Below are 11,645 nucleotides of genomic sequence, written 5' to 3'. Positions count from 1 at the left end.
GACCTCATACTTGCAATACTTTTTCTTATTTTATCACAAAAAAGCCAGAAATTCCTGAAATTTCTGGCTTTTATACAGATAAAATACTATTTCAATAATTCTGAAACAGGTTCAAAGACAATTTTTTCAATGTCTGAAAGGTAAATAGATAATTGTTGCTGTTTGGCAAAGAAATCTGACAAAAGAGCGTTCTCTTGGATTTGCTTGCTGAAAGACTGCATCTTTTCTTTGAAAGAAGCATCTGGCATTTGTCCTGTTTGCGCCATGACTTGGATTTCTTGTTGGAAAGCGAGATAGTCTGCAAAAATCTTGCTAGCTTGTTCATCAGCTTGGATGGCATCTTTGGCTGCCTTAACTGCCTTGTATTCTGGTAATTCGCGTAACCCGCGACTGAGTTCATTTGCACTATCGTAAATATTTGACATGATTTTCTCCTTATTTGATGACGACTGTGTAGTCCGTATTTTCTGTAATTAAGCGCTCAGCTCGTTCCAAATCTTGAGCATTTTTAAATGAAATTTGTAGAATCCCGTGAACATCTTCACGGTTTTCTTCGTTGATGTGGATGTTGACCAAGGAAGTTCCACGTAGCAATTCCAAAATCCGCAAGATGACATCTTCTTCATCGGGAACGTCGACATAGAGGTCGTAAGAACTATCCACACCACCACGTTTATGGATTTCCATAGCCTGACGTTGCGCACGCGCTTGGTTGAAAAAGTTCCAAATCTGCTCTTCTTCCCCCTTGCTAATAGCCTGACCAATCTCATCTAAGCGTTCCTTGAAATCCTCAATCCGATCTAGAATAGTCTCACGATTGGACAATAGAATAGAAGTCCACATACCTGGCTCGCTTTCCGCAATGCGAGTCATATCTCGAAAACCACCCGCAGCAAAGCGTCTCGCCAGTTCATGTTCTTCAGCATAACTAGCAGTTTGTTCCATCAAGCCTGATGCTAAGATATGCGGAAAATGGCTAATCTGAGAAGTCACTCGATCATGCTCCTTGGCATCAATCTCGATAAAACGAGCATGAAGGCCTGAAAGCAGATCCTTCATTTCCTCAAGCGTGTCTGAACTAGTCAAACTAGATGGAGTAAAGATATAGTAGGCATTCTCAAAGAGATTGACATCTGCCGAGGCAGCTCCTGTCTTGTGGCTACCAGCCATGGGATGAGCCCCGACAAAACGAATTGACTTGCTAGCCAAGTATTCCTCAGCAACTTCCACAATGGCAGCCTTGGTAGAGCCCGCATCTGAAATAATGACGCCTTCTTTCAAGTTCAAACCTGCCAACTCCTGAATAAAAGCAATGGTCTGCTTGATCGGCAAGGTCAGAATGATGACATCTGCCAGAGGAGCAAAACTAGCAAAATCATCCGTTCCACGGTCAATTATCCCCCGCTCCAAGGCAATGTCTCTCGAAGTCTGACTGCGATTGTAGCCTAAAATTTCATAATCAGGATGATCGCGTTTGATACCGAGGGCCATCGAAGCACCGATCAAACCAAGACCTGCGATATAGACTGTTTTTGCCATAGGAACTCCTTAATAGTTCTTTGTATACTCACGGTGTTTGGCTACCGCTTCTTTTAATTCTTCTAGATTATCGGAAGAGAATTTTTCAAGGATTTCTTGCGCCAGAACCGTTGCTACAACGGCTTCCATGACCACACCTGCAGCTGGAAGAGCGGTCGGATCACTTCTTTCAACAGTTGCCTTGTAAGGTTCGTGGGTTTCGATATCCACACTCATGAGTGGTTTATAAAGAGTAGGAATGGGTTTCATAACACCACGAACAACAATGGTTTGCCCATTGGTCATGCCACCTTCGAAACCACCTAGATTATTGGTACGACGAGTGTAGCCCTCTTCTTTAGACCAGAGAATTTCATCCATAACCTGGCTGCCTTTACGGTAACCAGCTTCAAAGCCGAGACCAAATTCCACCCCTTTAAAGGCATTGATAGAGACAACTGCTTGGGCCAATCGCGCATCTAATTTTCTGTCCCATTGAACATAGGATCCAAGGCCAACTGGAACACCTCCGACGACTGTCTCCACAACCCCACCGATGGTATCACCGTCACGCTTAATTTGGTCAATATAGTCCTTGATTTCCTGTTCCCGCTCTTGGTTGACAATAGAAACTTCAGACTGGGCAGCTCGTTCCTTAATCTCAGCGACTGTCAGATTTTCAGGTACATCTATTTCCTTGCCACCAAAGACCACGACATGATTGGCAATCTCCATATTTAGCTCAGCCAAAAGTCGTTTGGCTACTGCTCCAACTGCTACTCGCATGGTTGTTTCACGAGCTGATGAACGCTCCAAAGAATTTCGCAAATCGTCAAAACGGTACTTGATGCCCCCAACCAAATCAGCATGACCTGGACGAGGATGAGTGATTTTCCGCTTGCTTTTCAGGCGGTCTTCAATGTCCTCCGCAGACATGATATCCAACCATTTTTGGTGGTCCTTATTGATGACATCCATGGTAATAGGAGCCCCTGTCGTCTTCCCGTGGCGAACGCCCGAAGTAAAGACAACCTGGTCACTCTCAATCTTCATACGACCACCACGACCGTAGCCACCCTGACGGCGTTTAAGGTCTCCATTAATATCCTCAGCTGTCAAAGGAAGTCCAGCAGGAATTCCTTCAATAATAGCCGTCAGACGGGGTCCGTGTGATTCTCCCGCAGTTAAATATCTCATACGTTCTCCTTATTTTACCAAGTAGTCTTTCATCTCTTCCAGAGAAACTGGGTGAATGGTCGCTGAACCAAGCCCTGGTACCAAGACCAATTTCAAGGTGTTCCCACGCGCTTTCTTATCATGAGTCAAAGCCTGATAAAGTTTGTCAACATCCCAGTTTTCATAGTCAACAGGCAAACCAAATTTCTGACACATAGCTGTGATGGACTGGGTTATACCAGCTGGCATGAGGCCTTTTTCCTCAGCAATCTTGGAAATCTGCACCATCCCCATAGCCACAGCCTCACCATGCATGACCTTGCCATAGCCAGCAGTCGCTTCAATAGCATGACCAATAGTGTGCCCAAAATTGAGGTAAAGGCGAACACCATTGTCCAACTCATCCTCGACCACCATCTTCCGCTTAACCTGACAAGAATGTTCAATCAAAGTCTCTGCATGCTCCAGAATGCTCTCTACAGAACCATCCAGCTCCGTCAAGAGAGCCCATAGTTCTGGATCCTCAATCAAGCCATACTTAATAACCTCACCCATTCCTTCAATCAACTCTCTTTTTCCGAGTGTTTCAAGGACAAGCGGATCAATCAGAACTCCATCTGGTTGGGCAAAAGTTCCCACCATATTTTTAGCAAATGGAGTATTGACACCCGTCTTTCCACCGATAGAAGAATCAACCTGAGCAGTCAAACTAGTCGGAATCTGAACAAAGTGAATGCCCCGCATATAGGTAGAGGCTACGAAACCAGCTAGATCCCCAACGACACCACCACCAAGAGCCACAATCCCATCGCTACGAGTCAGACCTTGCTTGACTAAAAATTCATAGACCTTCTGAACAGTGGTTAAATTTTTTCGTTCTTCGCCTTCTAAAAAGTCAAAAACAGCTACCTGAAAACCAGCATCTTCTAGGCTGAGTTTAACCTTCTCTGCATAGAGAGAGGCTACATGGTTGTCGGTTACGATAACCACTTTTTGTGGTTGCCAGAGTTCTCGCAACCATTGACCAGCCTGAGCCAGACAACCTTTTTCAATCTGAATATCATAAGGATGATGCGGAATATCGATTCTGATTTTCATAGTAGGATCTCCTTTTCACTATTTATATTTTTCTGTTAAGGACTGCCAAATTTCTTCTGTCGGCATTTCTTTACCTGTCCACAGTTGAAAAGCTTCAGCAGCTTGATAGAGCAACATTCCCAGACCATTGACAGCTGGATTGCCCTGGCTTCTAGCCCATTTCAAAAATGGTGTCTCAAAAGGTTGGTAAATGATATCTGCGACCAAGAGAGCCTCTGGCAAATTGATACTTTCTGGAACTGGCGACGACTGGCCATCCATCCCTACACTGGTCGCATTGACGAGCAGGTCCGACTCGGCAATCCTTGATTGCAGTTCAGAAAGATCTTCTAAAGCATACAAGTCCACTTTAAAACCTGTTTGCTCCTGCAACTTGTCTAGGTAAGGTCTTGTTTTTTCCATAGAAGCTGAACGTACAAAGACCGAAATCTGACTGACCCCATCCAAAATAGCTTGTGCCAAGATTGATTTGGCCGCACCACCTGCTCCCAGAATGGTCATTTTCTTATCCGAAATTGTAAAAGAAGGCAAGCTCTTAAAGAATCCCTTGCCATCTGTATTATATCCAATTAAAGTTCCGTCTTGATTAACAACTGTATTGACCGCCCCAATCAAACGAGCCTCATCACTCAACTCATCCAGATAAGGAATAACCTGCTCCTTGTAAGGCATAGACAGGTTGATGCCAAACATCTGGTAACGGCGAATATTGGCGACTGTTTCTGCCAAATCACCCGCTTCAATCTCCCAAGCTACATAGACACCATTGGTAGCTGTCGCCTCAAAGGCCCTATTGTGGATAAAGGGTGAAATAGAGTGTTTGATGGGATTGGCAACAACTGCAGCTAAACGTGTATAGCCATCAAGCTTCATCCAAAATCTCCCTGATTCTCTTCATGTTTGATAGCGAAATCTGACCTGGGGCACTCGCTTCATCCAGACTAGCAAATGACCAACTTGAACCCGTCACATCTGAAGTAATGCGTGATACCTTGCCCATTTTCCCCATGGAAATGGTCACGTACTCTTGCTCAGGATTGAGTGTCTTAAATCCTCGAGTGTAATTCATCAGGTCTAAAACATCCTGCTCCGTATGGGCCATAACTGATACCTTGACCACTTTCGGAGAGAGACTGGTCAACTCAGACAAAATTTCCATCATGTTTTCAGGTGTCTCCTGGAAATTATGGTAACTCAAAACAAGATTTGGAAAATCCAACATTTCCTCAAAAACGTCCTTGTAGCTGAAATACTCAAAATCTACATAATCCGGCTGATAAAGCTGAGTAACTTCCTTAATGATTTGAACATACTCTTCTGAGGAAAGTTCGATTTCTCCTCCCTCAGCGCGGGTCCGAAGGGTAAATACAAGTTCGCGTCCTGCAAATTTCTCAAAGATAGCGGGTGCTACCTGTAAAATAGCGTCCTTTGTAAGAAAGTCCGCACGCCACTCAATGATATCGGCATCTTCATACCTAGTTGCATCCAGTTCTTGCGCTTCTTCTAAACTTCTTGGCATCACTGAAACGATTAATTTCATCTACTAACCTTCATACTAATCACCTTGAGGTAATTACTGCTTTCATCTTTTTTATTATAGGCAAAGTCTGCTGGAAGACCATATTGGTTCAAGATCTGATACCTTCTTCCTGCAAAACCTTTATCAATTTGTTCTGTAAATTTCTGGCGGGAAACATTGGCAGCATTGGTACTGGCAATGATAATCCCTCCCGGATTTAAAATCTCTAGACTTTGGGAAATCAACTTGTGATAGTCCTTAGCTACAGAGAATGTTTGTTTTTTATTGCGGGCAAAGCTCGGCGGATCAAGAACAATCACATCATAGGTCAAGCCTTTTCGCTTGGCGTACTTGAAGTACTCAAAGACATCCATGACGATAAAACGGTGATTGTCCGTGCTGAGTCCATTTGCCTGAAAATGAGCTTCTGACAGCTCTCTGGACCGTTTGGCCAAGTCGACAGAAGTCGTCTCACTAGCGCCTCCCATCGCTGCAGCAACTGAAAAGGCAGCCGTATAGGAAAACATATTAAGTAAGGATTTGCCCATGGCTAGACCGTCAACCAGACTTCCACGAACCTCATGCTGGTCCAGGAAAATCCCTGTCATCAAGCCATCATTCATAAAGACTTGATAGAGAACGCCATTCTCAAGAACAGTAAAATCATCCGGCGCTTCCTCACCATAAACATAGGCAGACTCGTAGTCTAGACCTTTAAAACGAATCTTCTCATAAGCCCCCAAGACCTCAGGAAAAACTTCCTTAAAAGCCTTTACGATTAGCTCACGAATTTGGTAAACAAAGGAGTTGTACCAAGAAAAAACAGCATAATCTCCATAGAGATCAACAGTCAGACCACCAAAACCATCCCCCTCTTGGTTAAAAAGGCGAAAGGCAGTAGTCAAGTCATCTTGATAATAAGGCTTTCTATCTTCCTTAGCCTTACGAAACAGGATTTCAAAAAAGGCTTGATTGAAACGAACCTTTTCCTTGCTGACCAACCAACCGATTCCCTTATTCTGTTGAGAAAGATAGGCGCTCCCTAAAAACTTCCCGTCTTGACTAAGAACTTCTACTGCCTGATCCGTCAGTTCAATATCTGTTAAATCACTTGCTTCCAAAAGAACTAGACCCTTAGCTAGCTTTTTTTCAACGCGTCTGCTGACCCTAATTCTATTCATAGCTACTATTATAGCAAATTTTGTGACAATTCTCAAAAAAGAAACCGTTTAACCATTTTTACTTTAGTTTACTGAGTGTCATTTTTGTTAAAATAAGTTTATTCCATTTACTTTTCCACCAAAACATCCTTTCCCTTATAATGGAAAGAGAGATTCTATTCGCTAAAAATAGACAAAAACAGAAATGAGTATAGAATCTTGCGCAAACGTTTGCCTAGTTCTAAACTTTATGGTAGAATAAAACACAACATTGATAAGCAAGAGGAAAAACAATGCAAAATCAAACACTTATGCAATACTTTGAATGGTATCTGCCTCACGACGGCCAACACTGGACGCGACTGACAAATGATGCAGAGCACCTAGCCCATTTGGGAATTAGCCACGTATGGATGCCACCAGCCTTCAAGGCTACAAATGAAAAAGATGTGGGTTACGGGGTATATGACCTATTTGACCTAGGTGAATTTCACCAAAAAGGGACTGTCCGTACCAAGTATGGGGTTAAAGAAGACTATCTTCAAGCCATTCAAGCCCTAAAGGCTCAGGGAATTCGACCTATGGCCGATGTGGTGCTCAATCACAAGGCTGCAGCCGATCACATGGAATCCTTTCAGGTTATTGAAGTGGACCCTGAGGACCGTACCGTTCAACTAAGCGAGCCCTTCACCATCAATGGTTGGACTCACTTTACTTTCGATGGTCGTCAAAATACCTACAATGACTTCCACTGGCACTGGTACCACTTCACAGGTACAGACTACGATGCCAAACGCCGTAAATCTGGCATTTACCTGATCCAAGGGGACAACAAGGGCTGGGCAAACGAGGAATTGGTCGATAATGAAAACGGCAACTACGACTACCTCATGTATGCCGACCTAGACTTTAAGCATCCTGAAGTGATCAAAAATATCTATGACTGGGCTGACTGGTTCATGGAAACGACTGGTATTGCTGGTTTCCGCTTGGATGCCGTCAAACACATTGACTCTTTCTTTATGCGCAATTTCATCCGTGATATGAAGGAAAAATACGGTCAAGATTTCTATGTTTTTGGGGAATTTTGGAACCCAGACAAGGAGGCTAATCTAGACTACCTTGAAAAAACGGAGGAACGTTTTGACCTTGTCGATGTTCGTCTCCACCAGAATCTCTTTGAAGCTAGTCAGGCTGGAGCAAGCTACGACCTTCGTACTATCTTTACTGATAGCTTAGTTGAACTAAAACCCGATAAGGCTGTGACCTTTGTCGACAACCACGATACCCAAAGAGGTCAAGCCCTTGAGTCTACTGTTGAAGAATGGTTCAAACCAGCAGCCTATGCCCTTATTCTATTACGCCAAGATGGTCTTCCATGTGTCTTTTACGGAGATTATTACGGCATTTCAGGGCAATATGCTCAACAAGATTTCAGAGAAATTCTTGATCGTCTCCTAGCCATTCGAAAAGACTTGGCCTATGGAGAGCAAACAGACTACTTTGATGATCCTAACTGTATCGGATGGGTCCGTTCAGGTGCTGAACATCAATCTCCAATCGCTGTCCTTATCTCAAATGACCAAGAAAACAGCAAATCCATGTTTGTCGGTCAAGAATGGGCTGAGCAGACTTTTGTTGATCTCCTTGAAAATCATCCAGCACAAGTTACAATCAATGCTGAAGGGTATGGAGAATTTCCAGTAGCAGCGGGTTCAGTCAGTGTCTGGGCAACAAAATAAACCTATCAGTTACAAGTCAAATCCAAGCGGATTTGGCTTTTTAAGTAGGCAAAAAGACCTACCCAAATGGATAGATCTTTATTGTCTTACAATTTACCTGCTACTGCATCCAAGAGTTCTTGAATTTTCGCTTGGTTGCTTCCTCCTGCCATGGCCATGTCTGGTTTACCACCACCACGTCCATCAACGATTGGAGCCAATTCTTTTACCAAATTACCTGCGTGGATGTCTTTGCTCTTGCTAGCTACAAGAACGTTGACTTTGTCACCGATGGCTGCAACTAGGACAAGCACATCAGAGTAGTCTTTTTGTTTCCAGTTATCCGCAAAGGTACGAAGGGCGCCTGCATCTGATACAGAAACTTGGCTTGCAATGTAACGGTGACCGTTGACTTCCATCACATCCTTGAAGACATCGCCTGCGGCTGCGGCTGCGGCTTTTTCTTTCAATTCTGCATTTTCTTTTTGAAGCTGACGGAGTTGTTCTTGAAGCCCTTCAACCTTATGAGGAACTTCCTTGAGTTGAGGGGCTTTCAAGGTTGATGCGACGGCTTTCAAAGCGTCTTCTTGTTCGCGATAAGCTTCAAAGGCTTCCTTACCAGTTACTGCCAAGATACGGCGAGTTCCTGATCCGATTCCTTCTTCTTTGACAATCTTGAAGAGACCAATCTCAGAAGTGTTGCCAACGTGGGTACCACCACAAAGTTCCACTGAGTAGTCACCAATCGTAACAACACGAACTTCCTTACCGTATTTCTCACCAAAGAGGGCCATAGCTCCCATTTCTTTAGCAGTGTCAATATCTGTCTCAACAGTTTCTACAGCAATTGCTTCCCAGATTTTCTCATTGACTTGCTGTTCAATGGCGCGCAACTCTTCAGGAGTTACAGCTTGGAAGTGAGTGAAGTCAAAGCGAAGGAATTCTACTTCGTTCAGAGATCCTGCTTGTGTCGCATGGTGTCCAAGGATATTGTGAAGGGCCGCATGGAGCAAGTGAGTCGCAGTGTGGTTTTTCATGACACGGTGACGACGATTGCTGTCAATAGCCAAGGTGTATTCTTGGTTCAAAGCAAGAGGAGCAAGAACTTCAACAGTATGAAGAGCTTGGCCATTTGGTGCTTTTTGAACATCTATCACAGTAGCCACGACATTTCCAGCAGCGTCCAAGATTTGACCGTGGTCAGCTACTTGTCCACCCATTTCAGCATAGAATGGAGTTTCCGCAAAGATAAGAGAGGCAGTTCCTTCAGAAACAGCTTCTACTTCTGCATTGTCAGCCACGATAGCCACCAACTTAGAAGGCAATTGGCTGGCATTATAGTTGAAGACACTTTCCACTGTAATGTTTTGGAGGGTTTCATTTTGCATTCCCATTGAGCCACCCTTAACAGCAGATGCACGCGCACGCTCTTGCTGCTCTTTCATGGCTGCTTCAAAACCTTCACGGTCTACAGTCATACCAGCTTCTTCAGCGATTTCTTCTGTCAATTCCACTGGGAATCCATAAGTATCGTAGAGTTTGAAAACATCTGAACCAGCAATGACCGTTTGACCTTTGGCTTTCAAGTCAGCTACGATGGTTTCTGCAAAGTGTTGACCTGAGTGAAGAGTACGGGCAAATGACTCTTCCTCGCTCTTGACAATTTTCTCGATAAAGTCACGTTTTTCAAGCACTTCTGGGTAGTAGCTTTCCATGATTTTTCCAACAGTTGGAACGAGTTTGTAAAGGAAAGGCTCGTTGATACCCAATTTTTGACCGTGCATAGACGCGCGACGGAGGAGACGGCGAAGGACATAACCACGACCTTCATTTCCAGGAAGGGCACCATCACCGATGGCAAATGAAAGAGAACGGATATGGTCAGCAATGACCTTGAAGCTCATGTTGTCGCCATCTTGGTCATAAACCTTACCAGACAATTTCTCAACTTCACGGATGATTGGCATGAAGAGGTCTGTTTCAAAGTTTGTCTTAGCCCCTTGAATAACGGCCACCAAACGCTCCAAACCAGCGCCCGTATCAATGTTCTTGTGTGGCAATTCCTTGTACTCACTACGAGGTACGGCTGGGTCAGCGTTAAATTGTGACAAAACGATGTTCCAGATTTCGATGTAACGGTCATTTTCGATATCTTCTGCAAGAAGACGAATACCGATATTTTCTGGATCAAAGGCTTCTCCACGGTCAAAGAAGATCTCTGTATCTGGTCCAGAAGGTCCAGCACCGATTTCCCAGAAATTATCCTCGATTGGGATCAAGTGACTTGGATCTACACCAACAGCAATCCAACGATTGTATGAATCTTTGTCATCAGGGTAATAGGTCATGTAGAGTTTTTCAGCTGGAAAATCAAACCATTCTGGGCTTGTCAAAAGCTCATAAGCCCAAGTGATAGCTTCATCACGGAAGTAATCCCCGATAGAGAAGTTCCCCAACATTTCAAACATAGTATGGTGACGCGCAGTTTTTCCGACATTTTCGATGTCGTTGGTACGGATAGCCTTTTGCGCATTGGTGATACGTGGATTTTCAGGTTTGATAGTCCCGTCAAAGTATTTCTTAAGAGTTGCCACTCCTGAGTTGATCCACAAAAGAGTTGGGTCGTTTACTGGAACCAAACTCACTGATGGTTCTACAGAGTGACCTTTGCTTGCCCAGAAGTCAAGCCACATTTGGCGAACTTGAGCACTAGATAGTTGTTTCATAATATCTCCTTATTTACTTATTTAATTTGATTGGCTTTCCAGCATTTCCACATAGTCAATCGCGACACAAAGGGAAATGACTAGGTCTGCATAAGAGTCTTCATAGACGGTTACGTTGTAAGTCGATGTTAAATGGAAAATCTCTTTCCTAATCTCGGCGACAAGCTGATCACGATCATCTAGTAATTTGAAATTCAAATCCCAGATATTGCCCTCGATGCGAAGTCCCAGATTATCAAACTCATACTTATCTCGCCAGAAGGTCAACTTCTTACGAATAACGAAATTTGAACCGTTTCGTAGCTGAATAGTAAATCGAGGAAGCAAAGTGAAAAATTCTTTACTAATCTCACTGACTTGCTCACCATAGGCGTCATAGATGGTAAAGGTCTTAGGAATTTGGAAGAAAGATCCCTCCACTTGATAGTTCACTACTCCTCTATCATCCTTGATATCAAAACGTTCGCCTCCAAGACGAAATTTTTGTTTCACGAGAAATGTCTTCATAAACACCTCCAAAAATCAAAAGACAAGTCCATATCACGAAGGGCGAAAAACCGCGGTACCACCTTCATTCAATGAACTTGTCATTCTCTTATTCTTATGCAATTGTCTGATTGAGTAGCATGATTTCCTAGCTTAGATGGCTCGCAGCACCGCCATTTCTCTGGACTAAGACAACTGAAAATCAATTCTCAACTTTCTTATTATATCGTTTTTTAAAGCT

The 11,645-nt window shown here is 43.6% G+C and carries 10 protein-coding genes; 1 reads left to right on the top strand and 9 read right to left on the bottom strand.

All coding sequences use genetic code 11. The annotated features are described in order from the left end of the window. Positions 1 to 86: 86 nt before the first annotated feature. Genes HMPREF2885_RS06395 through HMPREF2885_RS06365 form a run of 7 tightly spaced genes read right to left on the bottom strand, consistent with a single transcriptional unit; the run spans position 87 to position 6,492 of the window. Positions 87 to 425 carry a YlbF/YmcA family competence regulator gene (locus HMPREF2885_RS06395; protein WP_070657520.1) on the bottom strand — a complete coding sequence of 113 codons (339 nt, stop codon included), beginning with the start codon at positions 423 to 425 and terminating at the stop codon, positions 87 to 89. 10 nt (positions 426 to 435) lie between these two features. After that, a complete protein-coding gene (locus tag HMPREF2885_RS06390; RefSeq protein ID WP_070657518.1) occupies positions 436 to 1,539 on the bottom strand; it encodes a prephenate dehydrogenase in 1,104 nt (367 codons plus the stop codon). A gap of 9 nt (positions 1,540 to 1,548) precedes the next feature. Continuing rightward, a complete protein-coding gene (gene aroC, locus HMPREF2885_RS06385) occupies positions 1,549 to 2,715 on the bottom strand; it encodes a chorismate synthase (RefSeq protein WP_070657516.1) in 1,167 nt (388 codons plus the stop codon). A 9-nt stretch (positions 2,716 to 2,724) separates the two neighbouring features. Beyond that, entirely contained in the window at positions 2,725 to 3,792 is a 1,068-nt protein-coding gene (gene aroB, locus HMPREF2885_RS06380; protein ID WP_070657514.1) for a 3-dehydroquinate synthase, read from the bottom strand. Positions 3,793 to 3,810: 18 nt separating this feature from the next. Further along, positions 3,811 to 4,665, bottom strand: a complete 855-nt coding sequence (locus HMPREF2885_RS06375) for a shikimate dehydrogenase (RefSeq protein ID WP_070657512.1) — start codon at positions 4,663 to 4,665, stop codon at positions 3,811 to 3,813. After that, on the bottom strand, positions 4,655 to 5,332 hold the full coding sequence (aroD, locus tag HMPREF2885_RS06370; RefSeq protein ID WP_070657510.1) for a type I 3-dehydroquinate dehydratase: 678 nt from the start codon (positions 5,330 to 5,332) through the stop codon (positions 4,655 to 4,657). The genes HMPREF2885_RS06375 and aroD overlap by 11 nt, the downstream gene beginning before the upstream one ends. After that, on the bottom strand, positions 5,329 to 6,492 hold the full coding sequence (locus tag HMPREF2885_RS06365; protein ID WP_070657508.1) for a class I SAM-dependent rRNA methyltransferase: 1,164 nt from the start codon (positions 6,490 to 6,492) through the stop codon (positions 5,329 to 5,331). Before HMPREF2885_RS06365 ends, aroD begins: the two co-directional genes overlap by 4 nt. Positions 6,493 to 6,764: 272 nt before the next feature. Between HMPREF2885_RS06365 and HMPREF2885_RS06360 the strand changes: the two genes are divergently transcribed. Beyond that, positions 6,765 to 8,213, top strand: a complete 1,449-nt coding sequence (locus HMPREF2885_RS06360) for an alpha-amylase (RefSeq protein WP_070657507.1) — start codon at positions 6,765 to 6,767, stop codon at positions 8,211 to 8,213. 86 nt (positions 8,214 to 8,299) lie between these two features. On the opposite strand, the gene alaS is transcribed toward HMPREF2885_RS06360, so the two are convergent. Together alaS and HMPREF2885_RS06350 are read right to left on the bottom strand one after the other, a co-directional pair. Further along, positions 8,300 to 10,918, bottom strand: a complete 2,619-nt coding sequence (gene alaS, locus HMPREF2885_RS06355; protein ID WP_070657505.1) for an alanine--tRNA ligase — start codon at positions 10,916 to 10,918, stop codon at positions 8,300 to 8,302. Positions 10,919 to 10,939: 21 nt separating this feature from the next. Beyond that, on the bottom strand, positions 10,940 to 11,425 hold the full coding sequence (locus HMPREF2885_RS06350; RefSeq protein WP_000847085.1) for an LURP-one-related/scramblase family protein: 486 nt from the start codon (positions 11,423 to 11,425) through the stop codon (positions 10,940 to 10,942). Positions 11,426 to 11,645 lie beyond the last annotated feature (220 nt).

The sequence above is a fragment of the Streptococcus sp. HMSC062H02 genome, assembly GCF_001813005.1.
In the GTDB taxonomy this organism is placed as follows: domain Bacteria; phylum Bacillota; class Bacilli; order Lactobacillales; family Streptococcaceae; genus Streptococcus; species Streptococcus oralis_S.
This window is presented reverse-complemented; position numbering and strand designations above follow the sequence as displayed.

Excerpts from the sequence above, each read along its gene's own strand:
- HMPREF2885_RS06365 (WP_070657508.1), bottom strand. The coding sequence starts at position 6,492 with ATGAATAGAATTAGGGTCAGCAGACGCGTTGAAAAAAAGCTAGCTAAG.
- HMPREF2885_RS06395 (WP_070657520.1), bottom strand. The coding sequence starts at position 425 with ATGTCAAATATTTACGATAGTGCAAATGAACTCAGTCGCGGGTTACGC.
- HMPREF2885_RS06375 (WP_070657512.1), bottom strand. The coding sequence starts at position 4,665 with ATGAAGCTTGATGGCTATACACGTTTAGCTGCAGTTGTTGCCAATCCC.
- HMPREF2885_RS06350 (WP_000847085.1), bottom strand. The coding sequence starts at position 11,425 with ATGAAGACATTTCTCGTGAAACAAAAATTTCGTCTTGGAGGCGAACGT.
- alaS (WP_070657505.1), bottom strand. The coding sequence starts at position 10,918 with ATGAAACAACTATCTAGTGCTCAAGTTCGCCAAATGTGGCTTGACTTC.
- aroC (WP_070657516.1), bottom strand. The coding sequence starts at position 2,715 with ATGAGATATTTAACTGCGGGAGAATCACACGGACCCCGTCTGACGGCT.
- aroB (WP_070657514.1), bottom strand. The coding sequence starts at position 3,792 with ATGAAAATCAGAATCGATATTCCGCATCATCCTTATGATATTCAGATT.
- HMPREF2885_RS06360 (WP_070657507.1), top strand. The coding sequence starts at position 6,765 with ATGCAAAATCAAACACTTATGCAATACTTTGAATGGTATCTGCCTCAC.
- HMPREF2885_RS06390 (WP_070657518.1), bottom strand. The coding sequence starts at position 1,539 with ATGGCAAAAACAGTCTATATCGCAGGTCTTGGTTTGATCGGTGCTTCG.
- aroD (WP_070657510.1), bottom strand. The coding sequence starts at position 5,332 with ATGAAATTAATCGTTTCAGTGATGCCAAGAAGTTTAGAAGAAGCGCAA.